This window comes from Pseudomonas sp. IT-P218, assembly GCF_949767605.1.
Classification (GTDB): Bacteria; Pseudomonadota; Gammaproteobacteria; order Pseudomonadales; family Pseudomonadaceae; genus Aquipseudomonas; species Aquipseudomonas putida_AE.
This window is the reverse complement of sequence record NZ_CATKQQ010000013.1, coordinates 44,138-63,828: the sequence shown is the minus strand read 5'-3', so window position 1 is coordinate 63,828 and position 19,691 is coordinate 44,138. Positions and strand designations below refer to the sequence as shown.

Annotated in this window: 17 protein-coding genes; 8 read left to right on the top strand and 9 right to left on the bottom strand. The window is 61.0% G+C overall.

The genetic code is table 11. From position 1 onward, the window contains the following. Positions 1-421: 421 nt before the first annotated feature. Positions 422-1,243 (bottom strand): helix-turn-helix transcriptional regulator, encoded by an 822-nt coding sequence (locus tag ACM6I6_RS12485; protein ID WP_323609448.1) that lies wholly within the window; start codon positions 1,241-1,243, stop codon positions 422-424. Positions 1,244-1,330: 87 nt separating this feature from the next. Here ACM6I6_RS12485 and ACM6I6_RS12480 point away from each other — a divergent pair, with 87 nt between their 5' ends. Next, complete coding sequence (locus ACM6I6_RS12480; protein WP_414919972.1) at positions 1,331-2,560, top strand: MFS transporter; 1,230 nt, start codon at positions 1,331-1,333, stop codon at positions 2,558-2,560. Here the strand turns inward: ACM6I6_RS12480 and ACM6I6_RS12475 are convergent. Next, complete coding sequence (locus tag ACM6I6_RS12475; protein ID WP_414919971.1) at positions 2,544-3,290, bottom strand: DUF72 domain-containing protein; 747 nt, start codon at positions 3,288-3,290, stop codon at positions 2,544-2,546. The two genes, ACM6I6_RS12480 and ACM6I6_RS12475, sit on opposite strands and share 17 nt — an antisense overlap. 177 nt (positions 3,291-3,467) lie before the next feature. Here ACM6I6_RS12475 and ACM6I6_RS12470 point away from each other — a divergent pair, with 177 nt between their 5' ends. Further along, complete coding sequence (locus ACM6I6_RS12470) at positions 3,468-4,118, top strand: glycosyltransferase (RefSeq protein ID WP_274077548.1); 651 nt, start codon at positions 3,468-3,470, stop codon at positions 4,116-4,118. Here the strand turns inward: ACM6I6_RS12470 and ACM6I6_RS12465 are convergent, their stop codons facing one another. Genes ACM6I6_RS12465 through ACM6I6_RS12455 form a run of 3 tightly spaced genes read right to left on the bottom strand, consistent with a single transcriptional unit; the run spans position 4,119 to position 6,501 of the window. Beyond that, complete coding sequence (locus tag ACM6I6_RS12465) at positions 4,119-4,718, bottom strand: class I SAM-dependent methyltransferase (protein ID WP_414919970.1); 600 nt, start codon at positions 4,716-4,718, stop codon at positions 4,119-4,121. Further along, a complete protein-coding gene (locus ACM6I6_RS12460; protein ID WP_414919969.1) occupies positions 4,715-5,476 on the bottom strand; it encodes a PIG-L deacetylase family protein in 762 nt (253 codons plus the stop codon). The genes ACM6I6_RS12465 and ACM6I6_RS12460 overlap by 4 nt, the downstream gene beginning before the upstream one ends. Further along, a complete protein-coding gene (locus ACM6I6_RS12455) occupies positions 5,473-6,501 on the bottom strand; it encodes an acyl-CoA dehydrogenase (RefSeq protein WP_414919968.1) in 1,029 nt (342 codons plus the stop codon). Before ACM6I6_RS12455 ends, ACM6I6_RS12460 begins: the two co-directional genes overlap by 4 nt. A 174-nt stretch (positions 6,502-6,675) precedes the next feature. Here ACM6I6_RS12455 and ACM6I6_RS12450 point away from each other — a divergent pair, with 174 nt between their 5' ends. Both ACM6I6_RS12450 and ACM6I6_RS12445 read left to right on the top strand, forming a co-directional pair. Then, on the top strand, positions 6,676-7,215 hold the full coding sequence (locus tag ACM6I6_RS12450) for a cupin (protein WP_414919967.1): 540 nt from the start codon (positions 6,676-6,678) through the stop codon (positions 7,213-7,215). A 51-nt stretch (positions 7,216-7,266) separates the two neighbouring features. Further along, positions 7,267-7,419, top strand: coding sequence for a hypothetical protein (locus ACM6I6_RS12445; protein ID WP_166621360.1), 153 nt, complete (start codon positions 7,267-7,269; stop codon positions 7,417-7,419). A 12-nt stretch (positions 7,420-7,431) separates the two neighbouring features. Here the strand turns inward: ACM6I6_RS12445 and ACM6I6_RS12440 are convergent, their stop codons facing one another. From ACM6I6_RS12440 to ACM6I6_RS12430, 3 genes are read right to left on the bottom strand one after another with little or no spacing between them, the layout of a single operon-like run. Next, positions 7,432-8,376 carry a methyltransferase gene (locus ACM6I6_RS12440; protein ID WP_414919966.1) on the bottom strand — a complete coding sequence of 315 codons (945 nt, stop codon included), beginning with the start codon at positions 8,374-8,376 and terminating at the stop codon, positions 7,432-7,434. A 17-nt stretch (positions 8,377-8,393) separates the two neighbouring features. Next, positions 8,394-9,776 (bottom strand): iron-containing redox enzyme family protein, encoded by a 1,383-nt coding sequence (locus ACM6I6_RS12435; RefSeq protein WP_414919965.1) that lies wholly within the window; start codon positions 9,774-9,776, stop codon positions 8,394-8,396. Between the two features lie 47 nt (positions 9,777-9,823). Continuing rightward, positions 9,824-10,021, bottom strand: a complete 198-nt coding sequence (locus ACM6I6_RS12430) for a hypothetical protein (RefSeq protein ID WP_166621358.1) — start codon at positions 10,019-10,021, stop codon at positions 9,824-9,826. 1,117 nt (positions 10,022-11,138) lie between these two features. On the opposite strand from ACM6I6_RS12430, the gene ACM6I6_RS12425 reads away from it, so the two are divergent. The 4 genes from ACM6I6_RS12425 (at position 11,139) to ACM6I6_RS12410 (ending at position 17,591) form a co-directional block, all read left to right on the top strand. Continuing rightward, entirely contained in the window at positions 11,139-13,847 is a 2,709-nt protein-coding gene (locus tag ACM6I6_RS12425) for a type VI secretion system Vgr family protein (RefSeq protein WP_414919964.1), read from the top strand. Then, a complete protein-coding gene (locus ACM6I6_RS12420) occupies positions 13,844-15,748 on the top strand; it encodes a phosphatidylserine/phosphatidylglycerophosphate/cardiolipin synthase family protein (protein WP_323609139.1) in 1,905 nt (634 codons plus the stop codon). Before ACM6I6_RS12425 ends, ACM6I6_RS12420 begins: the two co-directional genes overlap by 4 nt. Continuing rightward, positions 15,748-17,034, top strand: a complete 1,287-nt coding sequence (locus ACM6I6_RS12415; protein WP_414919963.1) for a sel1 repeat family protein — start codon at positions 15,748-15,750, stop codon at positions 17,032-17,034. Before ACM6I6_RS12420 ends, ACM6I6_RS12415 begins: the two co-directional genes overlap by 1 nt. A gap of 95 nt (positions 17,035-17,129) precedes the next feature. Next, a complete protein-coding gene (locus ACM6I6_RS12410; protein ID WP_323609137.1) occupies positions 17,130-17,591 on the top strand; it encodes a hypothetical protein in 462 nt (153 codons plus the stop codon). A 161-nt stretch (positions 17,592-17,752) separates the two neighbouring features. Here ACM6I6_RS12410 and ACM6I6_RS12405 read toward each other — a convergent pair whose 3' ends face one another. Next, positions 17,753-19,429 carry an MFS transporter gene (locus ACM6I6_RS12405; protein WP_323609136.1) on the bottom strand — a complete coding sequence of 559 codons (1,677 nt, stop codon included), beginning with the start codon at positions 19,427-19,429 and terminating at the stop codon, positions 17,753-17,755. Between the last annotated feature and the right edge of the window lie 262 nt (positions 19,430-19,691).

Sequence of the window (19,691 nt, the reverse complement as noted above, 5' to 3'; positions counted from 1 at the left end):
GATTTGTGGCCATACGCAGCTTTCGTGTGCGCTGTGGAACCTGTAGGAGCTGGCTTGCCAGCGAAGAGGCCGGCACATCCAACAGCTCTGGTGACTGACACACCGCCTTCGCTGGCAAGCCAGCTCCTACAAGGGATTTGTGGCCATACGCAGCTTTCGTGTGCGCCGTGGAACCTGTAGGAGCTGGCTTGCCAGCGAAGAGGCCGGCACATCCAGCATCACGGGTGACTGACACACCGCTACAAGAGATTTGTGGCCATACACAGCTTTCCTGTGCGGTGCGGACCTGTAGGAGCTGGCTTGCCAGCGAAGAGGCCGGCGCATCCAACAGCTCTGGTGACTGACACACCGCCTTCGCTGCGATGCGGCGATCCGACAAGCCAGCTCCTACAGTGGATCGGGCGTTGCCGCGGGAGCGCGGCTACCTGAAGAAATGGCTGGGGGTCTTGCCGAACTGTTTCTTGAACATGCTGGTGAACGCACTGGGGCTGTCGTAGCCCAGCTCCCCGGCAATGTCGATGATCTTCTCGCCGACGGCGATGCGCTCCAGGGCCAGCAGCAGGCGCGCCTGCTGACGCCATTGGCCGAAGGTCATCCCGGTTTCCTTGCGGAACAGGCGCTGGATGGTTTTTTCATCGAGGTCCAGGTGTGCGCTCCAGTGCGCCAGGGTCGAGCCATCGCCGGGATCGCGCTGCAACGCCGAGCACACCACCTTGAGCCGTGGGTCCGTGGGCTGAGGCAGGTGCAGAGGCAAGGTCGGCAGGATCCGCAGTTCATCGAGGATCAGGCGCATGACCCGGCCCTCGCGCGAGTCCGCCTCGTAGGGTCCGCTGATCTCCACCGAGACCTTGATCAACTCACTGAGCAACGCCGAAATACTCACCGCTCGGGGTTCCGCTGGCATATCCGCAGCCGCCTCGGGGCGCACGAACAGGCTGCGCATTTTCAACGGGCCGACACAGCGAATCGAATGAATATGCCGGCTCGGCATCCAGATCCCGCGGCTGGGCGGCACCGTCCACTGGCTCAATCCAGAGTGCACCACCATCACGCCTTCGATGGCGTAGATCAGTTGGTGGGCCTGATGGGAGTGCGCTTCGATCACCCAGTTCTCCGGGTAGTCGGTGGCGCTGCTGCTCACGGCGCAGGCGCGGCCGTCGATCTCCCTGAGGAATTCATCCAGCGACTTGATCATGATGCCCTTTTTGCGATAGTCGATTCCCGAATTGCGCGAGACAGGCAATCGGACGCCCCCTAGGATAGCGCTGAACCCTGAAATGGCCAGCGCTTTTACCCTGCGCCGGCCGCGCTTTTTCTCTGGAAGGATCCCATGTCCATCAGTACAACCGCCTCCGCCACTACCTCCAAGAAGGCCACCGCCTCGGTGGCCAGCCAGGCCAGCCCGCTGGTGATGCGCGTCATCGGCGCCTGTGCCCTGGCGCACCTGATCAACGACCTGATCCAGGCCGTGTTGCCGTCGATCTACCCGATGCTCAAGGCCACCTATGGCCTGACTTTCACCCAGGTCGGCCTGATCACCCTGACCTTTCAACTGACCGCTTCGCTGCTGCAACCCTGGGTCGGCTACTACACCGACCGCCACCCCAAGCCGTGGCTGTTGCCGGCCGGCATGGTTTGCACCCTGATCGGCATCCTGATGCTGTCGATGGTCGGCAGCTTCGGGGCGATCCTGGTGGCCTCGGCCCTGGTGGGCATTGGCTCGTCGACCTTCCACCCGGAAACTTCCCGCGTTGCGCGCCTGGCCTCGGGCGGACGCTACGGCCTGGCCCAGTCGACCTTCCAGGTCGGCGGCAACGCCGGCAGCGCCTTCGGTCCGCTGCTGGCGGCGGCCATCGTCATCCCCTACGGCCAGGGTAACGTCGCCTGGTTCGGCCTGTTCGCAGTCTTCGCCATCCTCGTGCAATACGGCCTGAGCCGCTGGTACCGCAACCACCTGAACCTGTTCAAGCTCAAGCAAGGCACCAAGGCCACCCATGGCCTGTCCAGGCAACGGGTGACTTTCGCCCTGGTGGTCCTGGCCTTGCTGGTGTTCTCCAAGTATTTCTACATGGCCAGCTTCACCAGTTACTTCACCTTCTACCTGATCGAGAAGTTCGACCTGTCGGTGGCCAGTTCGCAGCTGTACCTGTTCCTGTTCCTCGGCGCCGTGGCAGCCGGCACTTTCTTCGGCGGGCCGATCGGTGACCGGATCGGGCGCAAGCAGGTGATCTGGTTCTCGATCCTCGGCGCCGCACCCTTCACACTCGCCCTGCCCTACGTCGACCTGTTCTGGACCGGCGTGCTGAGCATGATCATCGGCTTCATCCTCGCCTCGGCCTTCTCGGCCATCGTGGTCTTCGCCCAGGAACTGGTGCCCGGCAACGTCGGCATGATCGCCGGGGTGTTCTTCGGCCTGATGTTCGGTTTTGGCGGCATCGGCGCCGCGCTGCTCGGGCACCTGGCGGATATCCACGGCATCGAGTATGTGTACACGCTGTGCTCGTTCCTGCCGCTGCTGGGCATCCTGACGATCCTGTTGCCGACTACCAAAGGCGTTTAGCGGCCAGGTTTTGCGCCAGCGTCAAGGCATTGCCCAATGCCGCGCCGCTGGCGGTGTTGTCGAAGATGCACCAGGCGGACGCCCCGTCGGCCATAGCTGCGTGCATCTCGCCCGCCAGGCGTTCCAGCCGCTGCTCGTCATAGGGGCTGTAATAGATGCGTGGCGAGCCATGCAGCCGCCAGTATTTGAGCCCCGGCCATCCCCGTGGAGTCGAGTCGGTGCTGATGCGCGAAGGATCCACCGCAGCCTGCGCAATGCGATAGTGCACCAACAGGGCCTCGGCCTCCATCCAGGATTCGTGTCGGGGTTCAAGCACCACACCCCCTGCAAAACACCGCCTGAGACTGACGAAAAAAGCCTCGGCAATCGGCTCGACAAATTCCAGAGACGGCGGCAATTGCACCAGCAGGCAGCCCAGGCGATCGCCCAACCCGGAACACTGCAGCACAAACTCCTCGAGCGCCTGGTCACAGTCCTGCAGACGCTGCACGTGTGTGATCTGCTTGGGCACCTTGACGCTGAAGCGAAAGCCGGCCGGCACGCAGGCGCCCCAGCGCTGGTAGGTTTGGACGCGATGCGGGCGATAAAACGAGCTGTTGATCTCAACGCAGTTCAGTCGCGCCGCATAACGCTGCAAGTGGGTGCCCTTTGCCGTGAAGTCGGCCGAATATTCCCGGCCCAGGCTCCATCCGGCGCACCCTGTGAAAATTGACTGAACATTCACATCCATCTACCTCCCCCCTGCTTATGTCTAAGGGCACAAAGCGGCTGCGGCGGTTCCTTTTTTCGTTCACGACAGTGGATCAATGGTCGAGCGCCATAAGTGATCGCCTTCGCGTGAAAACAGTTGCAACCAATGGTCATCAACCCCGGTCGACATCGAAAAGCCAGCCATGGGGAATTGCAGATGATAGGAGTGATTGTGCCGGTGCATAACGAGGAACAGCGCCTTGAAGAATGCATCGAGTCGCTGCTGGCGGCGTCTTTCCACCGAGATCTGGACGATGAGGAAGTCAGGATCCTGATCGTCCTGGACGACTGCACGGACGCTTCCCTCGACATCGCCCAGGCCTATGACGTGTGGACGCTGAGCTGCAACCACCGCAACGTTGGCAAGACCCGGGCCCAAGGCGCCGAACACCTGCTGGCGAAGGATGCACGCTGGCTGGCCTTCACCGACGCCGACAGCGTCGTTCCCGATACCTGGCTGGCAGAGCAGATCAGCTTCAACGCGGATGCGGTTTGCGGCCTGGTCGATGTCGCCGACTGGTCCGAACATCCGGAGCGGGTGCGCGAGCGCTATCACGCCAGTTACCACACCGTTGACGGTCACCGGCATATCCATGGCGCCAACCTCGGCGTCTCTTCGGCGGCTTACCGCAAGGCGGGCGGATTCCAAGCCCTGCCCGCCCACGAGGACGTGCAGCTGGTGGCCGATCTGGAGCGCAGCGGCGCGCGCATCATGTGGACGGCGAGGAACCGGGTCACCACCAGCGCCCGCCAGCACTGCCGTTGCCGGGAAGGTTTTGGCGACTACCTGAAGTCGTTGGCCTTTTGACTATTGGCAGGTCTCGGCAAGGTCGATCGAGGTCGCGTCACGGCTCCAGTATTCAAGGAGGAAATCCGCTTCTTCATGACGCATCACACGATGCAGATTCAGACGCTCGGCAAGCGCTGCATGGACGTCGCGACCGTCCTGGGAACAGCCTTCGATCGGATGCAACCAGTGACAGGCCAGCACGCTGCCCGCCGGGCCCAGGCTGCGCAAGGTCTGCTCGATGACCTGCTGCCATTCGCCTGCATCGAGGAAGTAGCCCACTTCGCTCAGCACGATGAGGTCAAATTCACCGTCCGGCCAATCCTGCGGCATACGGGCCTGCTCGACGCGGACATGTTGCAGGCCACTCAAGCGCTGGCGCGCCAGTGCCACCGCCTTCGCGTTGATGTCCTGGCACAGCAACGCGTCGCTGCGCTCGGCCAGCTGCGCACTGAGTTCACCGTTGGCGCAGGCCGGCTCGAAAACCCGTTGATAACGCTGGCGCGGCAAGCTGGCCAACGTCAGTTCGCGCTTGCGCTTTTCATACCAGCGGGTACGAAAGGACCAGGGGTCATCGCTGGCCTTGAACATTTGTTCGAAGTAGTCGGGCGACAGGCTCATAGAAACACCAGTTCAAAAGGTTGCATCAGGCGTTCGAGGGTTTCTCGACTCAACACCGCCGGTGGGCTGACCTGCGAGACATGGGCGGCAATGGCCTGGCGCTTTTGCGCCAACACCTGGGGATCCAGCAGGTATTTGTGCGCCCGCGACCAAGGGATTCGGGCATCGTCCGGCCGCGCCCAATGCCACGCCCAGACCGGCGCTTCGATCAGACAGGCCCTTTGCCGGGCGACCGCGCTGGCGGTCGCCCGGCCAGTCGCCTCGTGATCGCAATGGCCGTCGTAGCGCCAGGTGGTGATCACCCGATCCTGCGGGCGAATCAACGCCGCCAGGCGTTCGATCAGTAACGCCTCCTGCCCCGCTACGCCGCTGTCGGGCAAGCCCAGGCGCTGCCAGTCCAGGGCAGTGACATCGAGCCCCATGCGGGCGAGCGCGCGTGTACTTTCCAGTGGGCGCTGACGGCGCAGACGCTCCGGTGTCCAGTGGCGAGACTGCGGATGGCTGCCTTCGCCATTGGTGACCGCGATCATCAGGACGTCGGCCTCCCTGCCCTTCATCCCGGCCAGGATGCCAGCACATCCGAGCACTTCATCGTCAGGATGCGGGGCGACCACCACCAGGCGCTGGCCCGCAGGCACGAGTTCACGGTGGGTGATGGTGGGCACCCGCGCCAGCCAGTCACTGGCCTGCCATTGGGCCAGCGATGTGCCGGGACCCTGGATGAGATTCTCCGCTTGAGATACCGACTCGGCGCTCACAGCTCCCAGCCCTCAAGCGGTTGCGCGGCGACCTGCTGTCCAAGCTGCGCCAGGTCCTTTTCGGCATGGCTCTGGCGCACGAATACCGGCAGGTCGGCGGCGAGCCTGGCGAAGTGACTGTCACGACAGAACGGCGTGGCCCCCAACCCGCGCCCGACATGGGCCAGCACGCTGTCGACCGCAACTTCGACCTGGGCGCGCAGGCGCCGGACCGGAAGTTGCGGTGAGCTTTGGGGGTTGTCATCGATCCAGCGAGCCGTTTCCCGCAGCGCCGCCCTGGCCATGCACAACGCCGCATCGACAGCCCCCAGATGCGCCTCGGCATGGGCGTCGTGATACGGCTGCGTGCAGTGCTGGCGAAGGTAACCGGCGAGCGCGCAAGCGGCGCCGTACCAGCACGCGGCTATTCCACCCCCGCCCTGCCAGAAGCCGGGTCGGTCGACATACTGTCCGGGCAACCCGACACAACGGCCAAGGGCACCTTCGAACAGCAGGTCGATGCTGGCCGTACTGCCCATGCCGACCGCCTGCCAGCCATCCTCGAGTAGCCTGATCGTGGGCTGGCGCAACGTGAGCGCCACCAACTGCGGCCGCTGCTGTTCATCCCACGCCGTCACGAGCGCCTGATCGAGCATGGCGGCGCCGGAACACCAGGCCTTGCGACCCTGCAGGTAAACATTGCCTGCATGGCGATCGACAATCTCGAGCCGGGCATAGGGAGGCTCGGCCGCCCAGGTTCCCCAATTGCCCGCGGCCGCAGGCGAGTCGGGCTCGAGCTCGGCCATGATTGCCAGCGCGTCGGTATGGCCTTCGAACAACTTGGCCAGCCGCAGGTCGCTGGCGGAGACGGCGGCCAGCGTGCGCCAGCGTTCCAGCGTACGGCCCTGCCCGGGCATTGGCAGGTCAGCAAATCCAGCTCTAATCAGTTGCTGCAACATCGGTTGCAGCGCAGCGTCCGCGGTGCTTATCGCTGGCCGACAGGCAAACGGCTGCAGCAGGCGTTCGAGGGTTGCCGCATTGCTCATGGCCCATTCTCCCTTCTGAGTGCTCTTGAAACTCATGACTTGAAGTTGAGAGGCAGGCAGCCTGCAGGAGTTCATTGCATCTGTACGTGTATCGCTGAGCCCGTTTTTAGAACCACCCGGGCCAAGGCAATGTCTCTGCTCTATAGACACCCTTCACAATGGAGGAGAGCTCGAATGAGCAACTCACAAGCGCATGCTCCAGCGCAAAAACTGATGTTCGAACGCAATGGCTGGGTGCCGAACAACCCGCGCCTGCCGGTGCTGATCTATCCCAAGGCCATCGCTGTCCAGGGCGACGATCCAGCTGCCCTGTTCGAGCAAACCTTCAGTGCCAACGGCTGGCCGCCGCAATGGCGCTATGGAGTGTATGACTATCACCACTACCACACCGAAGGCCATGAGGTGCTTGGGGTGGCCAGCGGGCATGCACGCCTGATGCTGGGCGGGCCCGATGGCCTGGTGCTGGAAGTCGGTGCCGGGGATGTGCTGCTGTTGCCGGCCGGCACCGGTCACTGCAACCTGGATTCGAGCGACGACTTCCTGGTGGTCGGTGCTTACCCGCCGGGCCAGCACGCCGACATTTGCCGTGAAGCGCCGAGCGCTGCGCAACAGCAAAGCATCGACACCCTGCCGTTTCCCGAGCAGGACCCGGTGCAGGGTTCCCATGGCGCGGTGAGCGAACATTGGTCAAAAGGTCAGCCGAGAAATATCTAGAACTCGTAGCCCGGGCTTCGATCCAATGTATACCCACTGGAGGCCAGCGCCATGAACAACGATGACCGCATCACCCCTGCCGACACGCCGACCGAGGAGGATGAAAGCCTCGAACCTTCGCCCCCCGAAACCACCGAGGAGCAAGCCGAAGACCTGCGGCGCAAAGTTGACGAGATACAACGCAAGGTGGCGGACGGCAACTGATCCGGCGCTGCATCAATGCCGCCGGGTCACGATCAACGCCACCACGGCGATGCGCTCCACCCGTTCATAACCGGGTTTGAGCAGTTCCTCGCCGAACACGTCGGGGTCCAGCTCTCGATAGGTCCAGTCGTACCTGTCGTCACTCAGCAGCGGCTGTACGGACTCCAGGAAGGGGTCCGTCCCGGCGACCATCGCCACCCCGGTGTACAACACCAGGCTGCCGGCCTTTTCCAGGCGCGGCAGCGATTCGCGGACGATGCGCACAGACAAGGCTTCGCCCAGCGCGCCACCGCCATGGCGATAGGCGCGTTGCTGGCTGTCGTTCATGTAGGGCGGATTGGCGATGATCAGGTCGAACTGCCCTTCGACACTGCCCAGCACATCGCTGTGGTAAGCGCTGACATTACTGGCCTGGGCCAGCTCGGCATTCACCGCCGACAGGCGCAGCGCCCGTGGATTGATATCCACCGCCAGCACTTCGGCGTCCGGCCGGGCAAGGGCGATAACCAGCGCGCCAATGCCGGACCCGCAGCCTATGTCCACCGCTCGCCGCACGGGTTCCGCGCGCTGCTGCAGATGGGCTTCGATCAGTTGCGCAAAACGATAGCTGTCGGGTCCGAAGAACACCGAGTCGCTCTGCGTGGTCGGATACGCCGAATGGGCAATCAGCAAGCGCCCAAGGCTTGACCAGCGCACCGTGCTGCGCCAAAGCGATCCCTCCTTTTCGACGATGCCCGCCTGTTCCAATTCAGCCAGCTGCTGCGGTGAAAACAGCCCGTGCTCGAAAGGCATCGACCAGCCGAACACATCACGCAGGTCCTTGGCCAAGAGCGGCACAAAGCGCTGGCACACCCGTTCGTGGGTCAAGGGCGTCGGGGTGATGAAACGGTAGTCCTCGGCAGCCAGAAGCCTGCCTAGCTCCAGCAATGTGCGATCGGCTATCTGTTGTCCTGACATGCATGACTCTCCTGAAATCAGCGCAAACGGGCCACGCATTCAATGAAAAGTCGCGTGGCGTAAAGTCCGGCGGGTCGACAATGGCGCTGGGCCGAAAGCCACGGGATCAGCAATTGCAGTTGTTGCCGCGGTGACTGGTCGCGCAGGGAATCCTGCAACGCCTTGAGCTCAGGGTCGTTCGCAAAGGCTTCATCGGCGAAGGCATCGTCGGATGGCGCCCGACGTGGCACAGGCTGGCGTTGCGGGTCTTGCCAGTCACCGGCGATCCAGTCGTGCAGCAGTTGTTTTTCATAGCCACTGAACACGCCGAACATGGCCGCCGTATCGCCCTCGATCAATTGCCAGAATCGGCTCTCCTTGGGCGGGCCATGGCGTTTGATCCAGCCCTTGCGTTGCAGCGCGCCGAGAAACTCTTCGATCTGGCCCGGAGTCGCCAGCCACTGATTGACGGTCTGGCCTTCGACCTTGCAGTAATCGGAATGCATGTGCTGGCCGAAGCTGCGTTTGCGTTCGAGCATGGCGATCACTTCCTGCTGCAGGTCGAAGCCTGCAATCACCGCCGTCGAGCCCGGCCCCAGGTCATTGAGTCGATAGCCGATGGCGACACGCCGATAGAACTCCTCCCGTCCCTGCTCCATCGGCATCAGGTCGAGCAGCGCTTCAATCGCCTTGCGTCCGTGCCCGCTGCTGACGTTGTCGATGGTCACGTGCAGGGTGAAATAGTACGGGTCGATCCCCAGCTCACGCAGTTCATAGGCGCTGATCAGCAGGTGCAGCGGCAATTGCTCGTAGCCGAGGTTGTAGCCGATCACCTCGGGCATGAACCTGTCGCTGCACTGCCCCAATGCGAGTTGAATCGCGCCTTGGCGAAAGTGTTCGTCGAGCAGTCCCTGTCGGTCGCCACAGTCGTGCGCAGCCAGCAGCTTGCGGTAGATCACCACGTGATTCTGCCGCGGATCGCCGTTGCCCAGCTCTTCCAGATAAGTGCTCAGAAGCCCGTCATAACGCAGGTCCTGCCAGTGCTCGAGCACACCGGCTAGCCAGGCGCCGTCGACCTCCTTGGTGGGCGCTACCCGTTGCAGGAAAAACAGGGCATGGGCCTTGTTCGAGAAATACCGAGGTGGCCCGCCCTGCTTGCGTTCCTCGAGGTAGAGGGCATAGTCGCGCGCGACGTCGGCGCAATGATGTTCTGACCATGCCGCCAGCTGTCCTGGCGCTTCGGGCAGATCACAGGGCAGTTCAGCGGCCTCGGCCAGTTGCTCGCGCAGGAACTGCTCGCCCAGCGCTGCTGCTTGTGGGTCGTTGCTGTACAGCAGATCGTAGAGTTCGCGGTACTGGCCGCCGGCGTCGGCATCCGCAAGCGTCGAAGGCGAACCTGTCAAGGGCGTGAATAGGGTCATTGGCTGTTCTCCTGGGCAGTACTTCGATCTATCACCGGGCGCTTTTCCTAGCGCCTGTCGTCGGACAAAGGTGTTTGCTCATCTGCCTCAGGCAGCTTCCTGTCGCGCTCGTTCCATTCCTGCTCGCCCTCTTCATCGTCGAGGTCGGCCTGTTTCAGGGGATCGTATTTGCCCGGATCGTCCGACGTGGGTAGCGTCTTGTCCGGGTCTTGTTTGTTGTCCTGGAAAGTCGACTCGCTGGACATGTCTCACCTCACAAACTGTGCCCGGGTTTTCCGGGTCGTACAGCTTTGAAGGCGTCCAGGGGATTGCGTGCGTTCGAGTAGACGAGCGGCATACAGCCTTGCAGGAGATCGACATGCCAGCGAAGGCGCCCTCCAGTCAACCTGTCCCCCACGGCTGTCCCCGATCTACTGTAGGAGCCGGCTTGCCGGCGAAGGCGCCCTCCCAGTCAACCACTCTCTCGCGACTGTACCCGACCTACTGTAGGAGCCGGCTTGCCGGCGAAGGCGCCCTCACAGTCAACCACTCTCTCGCGGCTGTACCCGACCTACTGTAGGAGCCGGCTTGCCGGCGAAGGCGCCCTACCAGTCAACCACTCTCTCGCGGCTGCACCCGACCTACTGTGGGAGCCGGCCTGCCGGCGATGACGTCCTCCCAGTCAACCTGTCTCTCGCGGCTGTACCCGACCTACTGTGGGAGCCGGCCTGCCGGCGATGACGTCCTCCCAGTCAACCTGTCTCTCGCGGCTGTACCCGATCTATTGTGGGGCCTGCCGACGATGGCGGCCTGACAGCCGACCTGTTCCCAAGTGAACGCATCCCCCTGTAGGAGCTGCCGAAGGCTGCGATCTTTTGATCTTCTATTCAGCCCGATCAATCCGATCCAACACCCGACTCACCGCCAGCTCGCCGAGCACCGCTTCAACCTTAGCCGGGCTACTAAACCCGATCACTGACCATCAGTGACACGAATCAAGTTACCGAGCAGCCCCAAGGCGCACAAGCCGGCGGATTCTGGCGTAATCGTAGGAGACGACGCACGGCGCTGTGGCTTTCGGGAAGTAACCTGATGGGCTTTTAAACACTCTGCAAACTGCTCGAAAAAACGCTGCCAATAGAGGCGGAACAACCCTCGCTCCAAACGCTTGAATGCCGTGGGATTACCGCCGCGTCCCTCCCTTCGTCAACCCCGCAAAAAATCCTACAGATCCGGCACGCAACCATCTCGGACGCATCCTACGCGCTCATCGGAAGCGTCCGATCCCATCCTTTATCAGATTCCTGAAAGCTCTCGTGTGCTTGAACGAGGGTGGAAAACCAAGCCTCCCCGTATGCCGATCCAGCCCAGGGAGGACTGATTTTGTCCAACACACCGCGCATTTTCTTTGACCACACTCGCCACAAGTTCACCATCTACCGATTCGACGCTGTCTTCGACGTCCTGGCCTTCGAAGGCCAGGAGCACCTCAGCCAGCCCTTCACCTATCGCATCGAATTCACCTGCACCAATCAGGACCTCAGCGCCGAGCAGATGCTCAACAAGGACGCTCGTTTCAGCCTGTACCCCTCGCCGCCAAGGCCACCTTACCCAGGCTTTCCAGCGCCCGAGTACAAGCCGTTGCGAAGCCTCTACGGCATGGTCAACAACTTCCAGCGTTTGTCCAGCTCCCGCGACGAAGCCCGCTATGAAATCACCCTGCAACCGCGCCTGGCGCTGCTCGCACACGGCCGCCAGTACCGCCTGTACCAGCAGCAGTCGGTCCCGGAGATCGTCGAGCACATCCTGCGCAGTCGCCACGACTTTCTTGGCCAGCACTTCCTGTTCCAGCTGGTGCGTGAATACCCCCGCCGCGAGCAGGTCATGCAGTACGGCGAAAGCGACCTGGCGTTCATCGAACGGCTGCTGGCCGAAGTCGGCATCTGGTACCGCTTCAGCCACGACGACCGCCTGCAGATCGACGTCGTCGAGTTCCACGACGACCAGCGTCACTACCAGTTCGGCGTAAAGCTGCCGTTGCGTGCACCGGCCGGTTTCGCCAGCGGCGAGGACGGCGTGTGGGGCCTGCAAACCCGTCACCAGGTGGTGGAGAAATCCATCAACTTCCGTGCCTATCACCACCGCGATGCCAGGGCTAGGCTCGATGGCGAAGTCGACCAGACCCGCGCCACTACGACCACCACTTACGGCGAGGCCTACCACTACGCCGAACCCTATCGCGTGCTCGGCGATCGCCTCGATCAGGACGAAGACCTGCAAAGCGAAAGCGGTTTTTTCTACGCGCGCCTGCGCCACGAACGCTACCTCAACGACCAGACCCACCTCAGCGGCGCCAGCAGCAGCGCCACCCTGGCGCCGGGCCAGGTGCTGAAAATCGCCGACGCGCCCCAGGCCTTTGCCCCCGGCGCGGTGATCACCGGCCTGCACACCCGCGCCGCCCGCGACCGCAGCATCGAAGTAAATTTCGAGGCCATCCCCTACGCGGAAATGGTCTGCTTCCGCCCGCCGGTACCGCCCAAACCGATCATCGCCGGCACCCTGCCGGCCCGCGTCACCAGCGGCAAAGCCAACGATCCCTACGCCGAAATCGACCTCGAAGGCCGCTACAAGGTCAACTTCCTCTTCGATCGCGACCCCTGGAAGCTCGGCCAGGAAAGCATGTGGCTCCGCCAGGCACGCCCCTACGCCGGCGACACCCACGGCCTGCACCTGCCGCTGATCTGCGGCACCGAAGTGGCCATCGCCTTCGAACAAGGCGACCCCGACCGCCCCTACATCGCCCACGCCCTGCACGACAGCGACCACCCGGACCACGTGACCTTGCGCAACTACAAGCGCAACGTGCTGCGCACTCCGGCGAACAACAAACTGCGCATGGAGGACAACCGCGGCGAGGAGCACGTCAAGCTCAGTACCGAGCACAGTGGCAAGAGCCAGCTGAACCTGGGGCATCTGGTGGATGCCAAGAAACAGAAACGTGGCGAAGGATTTGAGTTGCGCACGGATGGGCACGGCGCCATCCGGGCAGGCAAAGGCTTGTTCATCAGTGCCGACCTGCAGCCCAAAGCCCAGGGCCAGGTGCTGGACATGCAGGCTGCACAGGGCCGCTTGCAACAGGCTGGCGATCAACTGCAAGGCCTGTCCAGCGCCGCCCAGGCGGCTCACGCCGATCCCGCCGATGTGCAGGCCCAATTGTCACTGCTGCATGAGCAACTCGACGAGCTCGAGGCTCAGGTGATCCTGCTCAGCGCGCCCCAAGGCATCGCCTTGAGCAGTGGCGAGCACCTGCAACTGGCGGCGCAGGACAACCTGATGCTCAACGCCGGCGGCGAAGCCGACATCAGCGTGGTCAAGCACTTGTTCATGGGTGTGGGCCAGGGATTTAGCCTGTTTGTGCGCAAACTGGGGATCAAGCTGTTTGCCAACCAGGGACCGATCTCAGTGCAGGCGCAGAACGACTCCCTGGAACTGCTCGCTCGCCACGGGCTGTCGATTACCAGCACCGAAGACGAAATCCATATCACTGCAAAAAAGAAAATCGCCCTCAATGGCGGGGGCAGCTATCTCAGCTTCGATGCAGGCGGCATTGAATCGGGGACGGCGGGCGACCACAAGGTCAAGGCTGCGCACTTCGCCTTTAGCGGCCCGGCCAGCATGACCGCCGCCCATCCGGATTATCCGCAAAGCCTGTCAAAACAAACGCTGCGATTCAACGTAGCGCAAACCCCCAATGCCAACCGCCGTGTCTGGGCGGGTATGCCCTACACGCTTTACGCCGACGGTGCCGAACTCAAACAAGGCGTGCTGGACGCTTCCGGGCAAATCCTGATCGATCATCAGGTCGTGACACGCGGCTACCGGTTGGTCATGGCTAACGGTGTGACCTACCAGATCCCGGTTCCTACCGATTACCGCAATTCCGATCAGGCGCACCTGGCTAATCGCGGATTGCACAACCACCCCTCTCGAGTCCACGACGAGGTAAGCCAACCCACATCGCACACGGATCACCGAGGCCTGTATGCCTCGGTGATGGAAGGAATCAAAGAGCAGGAAGGGAAAACACAATGAGCCAATACGAGATCGTGACACCGGTCGCACTCCAGCATACCCAAGAGGTGACCTGTACTCCGCCCTGGTATGTGCGCAATACCGAATACCCTCCCGCGATGGCAACTTACCAGCCGTTGATCAATGGGGAAGAAACGTTTCGGGCTGTGCACCTGGCCATTTCAAAGGCCCAGGCAACTATCGACATCATCTGTTGGGGGTTTCAGCCGTCGATGTATTTCATTCGCGACGGCATATCGCCGCGCATCGGTGAATTACTGATGGCCATGGCTCGGGAAGGCGTCAAGGTCCGGATACTCGGATGGGAGATGCCATTCAATACGGCAGGCAAAGCCGGAGAAGCCAACCTGCCCGGAAAAGGCCCATTCCGATACTACGATCGGGAGATGCAACCCTCCACGGATGAACAATACGCTTATGACCGCCAGTGGTTTGCCAACTGTTCGCTTGCCGACAGCATAGCCGCGGCGCATGTGGCAGCTCGCAGCACTCCAGTGTTCGTCAGTCGCGGTTTCAGCGTGTTTGAAAGGGCTGAAATAGCCCATCAGGCGATGTACAAAAGTCTCGACCCGAAGATCAGTGCCACCACGCAATTCGTCCTGACGGCAACAGCGACCCATCACCAAAAAACCGTCCTCGTTGATTATGAACTGCCAGACCGTGCCGTTGGTTTCGTGATGGGTCACAACATGCTCGACGAGTACTGGGACACCGATGACCATTCGGCACTGAACCGTGACAAGAACACCAAGCCCGCCCCCAACAAGGGTCCGCGAGGCGATACTCCACGGCAGGACATTTCAAGTCAGGTCAGCGGACCGATCCTGGAACACCTGCACCACAACTTTGCCACCGCCTGGCGCAAGGAAACCGGCGAGAATTTGCTCGACTCACGCCAAGCCATGCAAGTGGGGCCGCTACTGCAATGCACCCCGCAAGCTACCCGCCAAATCGCACAGATCCTGCGCACCCAGGCCCAGGAGAGTAAACGCGATATCGAGAAGCTTTACCTGCAAGCCGTCAACAACGCGACCCAGTTCATCTACATCGAAAACCAGTATTTCCGATGGCCGCCCCTGGCCGAATTGATCAAGGCCGTCGCCGCCGGTCAGACCAAGGCCGGGCGTGACCCCGCCATTCATGGGCACTTGCACCTGTTTGTGATCACCAATGCCAGTGAGGGTGGCATAGGCTCCGGCACTGTAAACACCCAGCGCATGCTCGAAAGCCTTGGGCGTGGCCATACCATGCCTGCAATCACCAAGTTACGGCGTATTGAAAAGGCAAAAGCTGAAGCTGCCGCACAGAAATCCGGTCTTAGCGAACGTATTGAACGGCATGCCCTGATCACGCTGACGAATCTCACCGACGCATTGGGCGGAACCGATCTCAGCGAAAAGGCCAAGGAAGATCAGCGGAGCAAGGCCTGGCACAACGATTGGCGCAAAGCCGAACTCGAGCGCCAAATCGAGGCAATCGAGGGTGAAACATTTGCCCAACTTCCGGAACTCTCCGGCCTGAAAGTTCATGTGTGCTCACTGGTGGCCCCCGACTCACCAGCGGGCAAGGACTGGATGCCGGTGTACATCCACTCCAAGTTGATGATCGTCGACGACGTGTTTACCACCCACGGCTCGGCCAACATCAATACCCGCAGCATGCAGGTGGATAGCGAGCTGAATATTGCGCATGAGTGGGCAAGTGTGACGCAGGGGTTGCGGCGACGGTTGTGGGAGATGCATACGGATAAAAAGGGTGCGCAGGATGACCCACAGGAGGCGTTCAAAGCCTGGCAAGACATCATCAATCGAAATAAAGGTCTTCAATCCAAAGAATTGACTCCCTACGCCCCCCTCGTCGAGTTCTATTTCGGCAAATCCGACCTGTCGGATCTCGACTGATGCGACGGCTCTTTTTGCTTTCATGCCTGCTGCTGGTTGCCTGCGACATCAGTAACCCTCCTTCTTCTTCGACCGAGAAAATGCCCTTGAACCCTTTAACTGAAGCCAAGGCCAGGATGGCTTTTAACTGTGTGCACGAGCAGATACCTGAGGCTCCCGCGGAGGCCGATGTGCTATTCCGCTACGCGCGCTGGTTGCAAAAGAATAACCAACTCAAACAGGACAAGACTGTCGATGGAGAGATCGAACGTCTATACCGCATCGCCAGTGAGAACGGACACTACAAGGCCAATATCAATCTGCAGAACGGTGCGATGCGCGGTTTCTTCAAACTCCGTGGTGAAGAGCATTTGCGCATGAGTGAGCAACTGATCGACGCGGGCGTGGGAGCGGGATATTACTTTGTCGGCATTTTTCTGCAGCATGGTTCGGCCGGGTTGCAGCAGGATCACGAAATGGCGTTGCGTTACTACCGCAAGTCCGCCGATCAAGGGAATGCACAAGGCCAGACATATATCGCCGACAAGTTAGCGCCGATCAACATTGCCCCGGACGTTGCCCGGCTAATGCGCCGTTGTGCTGGGGAGCAAGGAAACGGTAAAGCTGCAGGAGCACTCGGTGTTGATTTGTCGATAGATGGGCATTTTCAAGAGGCACTCGAAGCATTCCAACTTGGGGCAGCTGCCGGTGATAGTACTTCGGCTTCTTTTTTGACCGAGGGCTTCCGTGGTCCGGAGCCGGATGATCGGCTGTACTACCTGGGCCAACAAGAAGACCTCGAACGCGCCGATCGCTACAAAAAAATCTGGAAAATCCTCTCGGACTACTCCTACGCCAATCCCAAAGTCCCCGAGATCAACGAGATCGTCCCGCTGCCACCCGCCGAGTTGCCCGCCTGGGACGGCAAGCTGCAATGGCTGGAAGAACGCCTGGCAAACATCCCACCAGAAAAACCCAGTGAAGCGCTGATTCTTAATTTGGCCAAGGCCAAAGCCCTCGATCCTGCCACCGGCCGACCGCTGCCGGATTCTCCCGGCTTCATCCAGGCTACTTCCCCCAGGCCGACCTGCAACAGCGGCCAAGCCTGCCCGCAGTCTGGCTACTGGAAAGCCGATATAGGTAACCAGTTTTTCTCGCGCCTCGAAGGTGCACAAATTCGCCGTTTCGAGAAGGGCGAAATCCTGCCAACAGTAAAAATCCAAAGGCACCACAGCCGCTTCTTGCTCGCCGACCGAGTGATCGTCGAAGAGGAAAATATCAAATGGATATTGTTCGGAGAAGCCTGAGTATTTCCTGATGGGCAGGGTGCAACTGGTAACACGCACGACTCACACCTTAGAAACAACACCGCCAATTCCGGCAACTAAAAAGGAGCAGCATAATGAGCAAGCATGAAGCAGACGATAAAATAACGTTCGAGATACATACGCCGGAAACAGAGGTGCCAGCGGGTAAAAGCGTACTTCACCTAGACGACGAAAATAACGTCCTTGGCGGTCAGGTTTATGGTCACGTCATCGAAAAAATTGAGGGCGGCATGAAAGTCACTCGTCCGGACGGGGCAACGATGGTCATGCGGGATGGTAGTGTGACCATCGAAAATCTTGTCCCTAAGTCAATAGGGATCAGGAACTTGTCTGAGATCGAATCATTTGCTGTGCGAACACAGAATCATACGCGTATTTTTCGCATGGATTTTGTTGGTGGCGGCCATGTCGAAGTAACGTACGCACACGACGGACAGGTCAGGGAAGTCACCGGCCAAAACCTCCAGCAAACAATCAGCAAGGACAATGCGATTATCGTTCGCCAAGGTGATTCGAGCACTGGGCAAACGCATTGAATCAAGAACAGCCTCGATAGACGCCAAACAGGCTAGCAAAAGATCAAAGGATCGCAGCCTGCGGCAGCTCCTACAGAGTGAATATCAGAAGGCGATTTCCTACGCCTTGGCTGAAGGAGCGAGCGGGCGGCGGACAGCCGCGCCGCTGGCTCCAACAGATTTCAAGTGTGATGAATCTCCCGATCCTTGGTTTCCGGCATGAAGAAGATACCCAGGATCGCCGTCATCACCGCGATGACGATCGGGTACCACAGCCCGTAGTAGATATCGCCCGTGGCCGCGACCATGGCGAAGGCCACCGTCGGCAGGAAGCCGCCGAACCAGCCGTTGCCGATGTGGTATGGCAGTGACATCGAGGTGTAGCGGATACGCGCCGGGAAGAGTTCCACCAGCCAGGCGGCGATCGGGCCGTAGACCATGGTCACGTAGATCACCAGGATGGTCAGGAGCAGCAGCACCATCGGGTAGTTGGTCTTGGCCGGGTCGGCCTTCTCGGGGTAGCCGGCTTCCTTGAGGGAGGTGCCCAGGGCCGCGACGAAGGCGTCGTTGCGGGTCTTGAAGTCGGCGGCCGGCATGCCGGTGCCTTCGAAGCTGGGGATCACTTTGTCGCCGATGCGAACCTGCGCGACAGTGCCCGGGGCGGCCTTCTCGTTCTTGTAGGGTATGGCCCGTTTTGCCAACACGGTCTTGGCCAGGTCGCAGGAGCTGGTGAATTTGGCCTTGCCCACCGGGTCGAACTGGAACGAGCACTGGTCTGGATCGGCGATCACCGTGACCGGGTTCTTCTCCTGTGCGATGAACACGTCGGGGTTACCGTACTGCGTCAACGCATGGAAGATCGGGAAGTAGGTCAGCGCCGCGAGGATGCAGCCGGCCATGATGATGCCCTTGCGCCCGATGCGGTCGGACAGGCTCCCGAAGATGACGAAGAACGGCGTGCCGATCAGCAGCGAACCGGCGATCAGCAGGTTGGCCGTCTGCGCGTCGATCTTGAGCGTCTGCAGCAGGAAGAACAACGCGTAGAACTGCCCGGTGTACCAGACGACGGCCTGGCCGGCGGTACCGCCGAGCAGCGCCATGATCACGATCTTGAGGTTGTCCCAGCGGGCGAAGGATTCGGTCAGCGGCGCCTTGGAGGACTTGCCCTCGGCCTTCATTTTCAGGAACACCGGTGATTCACTGAGCTGCAGGCGGATGTACACCGAAACGATCAGCAGCAGGATCGACAGCAGGAAGGGAATCCGCCAGCCCCAGGCTTCGAACGCTTCGGTGCCAAGCACCGTGCGACAGGCGAGGATCACCAGCAGCGAAAGGAACAGGCCGAGGGTCGCGGTGGTCTGGATCCACGAGGTGAAATAGCCGCGCTTGCCTTTGGGGGCATGTTCGGCTACGTAGGTCGCCGCACCGCCGTACTCGCCACCCAGGGCCAGGCCTTGCAACAGGCGCAGGGTGATCAGGATGATCGGCGCGGCCACGCCGATGGTCGCGTAACCGGGCAGGAAGCCGACGATCGCCGTGGAGACACCCATGATCACGATGGTGATCAGGAAGGTGTGCTTGCGCCCGATCATGTCACCCAGTCGACCGAACACGATGGCACCGAAGGGGCGTACGGCGAAGCCGGCGGCGAACGCGAGCAAGGCAAAGATGAAGGACGTGGTCTCGTTGACGCCGGCGAAAAAGTGCTTGGCAATGATCGCGGCGAGGGAGCCATAAAGGTAGAAGTCGTACCATTCGAACACGGTGCCCAGGGACGAGGCAAAAATAACCTTGCGCTCCTCCTTGGTGATGCCGTGGTGAGGCGTGTTGCCCGCGGTGGTGTTATCGATTGCGGCCATGAGTCGTCTCCGTCTTTCTCTTGTTATAGGCCGGAGTACCCCACTACCTTCTTGTTGCCGCACCCTGGCCCTGGGGCTGATGTCATTGGATTACGGATTGCGCAAAGCATGCACACAGGCTGACGGCCTCGCATCGCTGCAAGGTTTCATTGAGCATAATCGGCTTCTTGCAGATATCCACTCGCCATCACGCGCAGACGGGATCGAGGAACGAACCTGCAAAGGAGGTTGTGCCGTGGGAAGGTGTTTTGTTACGGAGGGG

Bases quoted from the DNA above. Each gene is read 5' to 3' on its own strand.
- ACM6I6_RS12480 (WP_414919972.1), top strand. From the start codon at position 1,331: ATGTCCATCAGTACAACCGCCTCCGCCACTACCTCCAAGAAGGCCACC.
- ACM6I6_RS12475 (WP_414919971.1), bottom strand. From the start codon at position 3,290: ATGGATGTGAATGTTCAGTCAATTTTCACAGGGTGCGCCGGATGGAGC.
- ACM6I6_RS12470 (WP_274077548.1), top strand. From the start codon at position 3,468: ATGATAGGAGTGATTGTGCCGGTGCATAACGAGGAACAGCGCCTTGAA.
- ACM6I6_RS12465 (WP_414919970.1), bottom strand. From the start codon at position 4,718: ATGAGCCTGTCGCCCGACTACTTCGAACAAATGTTCAAGGCCAGCGAT.
- ACM6I6_RS12455 (WP_414919968.1), bottom strand. From the start codon at position 6,501: ATGAGCAATGCGGCAACCCTCGAACGCCTGCTGCAGCCGTTTGCCTGT.
- ACM6I6_RS12450 (WP_414919967.1), top strand. From the start codon at position 6,676: ATGAGCAACTCACAAGCGCATGCTCCAGCGCAAAAACTGATGTTCGAA.
- ACM6I6_RS12445 (WP_166621360.1), top strand. From the start codon at position 7,267: ATGAACAACGATGACCGCATCACCCCTGCCGACACGCCGACCGAGGAG.
- ACM6I6_RS12440 (WP_414919966.1), bottom strand. From the start codon at position 8,376: ATGTCAGGACAACAGATAGCCGATCGCACATTGCTGGAGCTAGGCAGG.
- ACM6I6_RS12435 (WP_414919965.1), bottom strand. From the start codon at position 9,776: ATGACCCTATTCACGCCCTTGACAGGTTCGCCTTCGACGCTTGCGGAT.
- ACM6I6_RS12430 (WP_166621358.1), bottom strand. From the start codon at position 10,021: ATGTCCAGCGAGTCGACTTTCCAGGACAACAAACAAGACCCGGACAAG.
- ACM6I6_RS12420 (WP_323609139.1), top strand. From the start codon at position 13,844: ATGAGCCAATACGAGATCGTGACACCGGTCGCACTCCAGCATACCCAA.
- ACM6I6_RS12415 (WP_414919963.1), top strand. From the start codon at position 15,748: ATGCGACGGCTCTTTTTGCTTTCATGCCTGCTGCTGGTTGCCTGCGAC.
- ACM6I6_RS12410 (WP_323609137.1), top strand. From the start codon at position 17,130: ATGAGCAAGCATGAAGCAGACGATAAAATAACGTTCGAGATACATACG.
- ACM6I6_RS12405 (WP_323609136.1), bottom strand. From the start codon at position 19,429: ATGGCCGCAATCGATAACACCACCGCGGGCAACACGCCTCACCACGGC.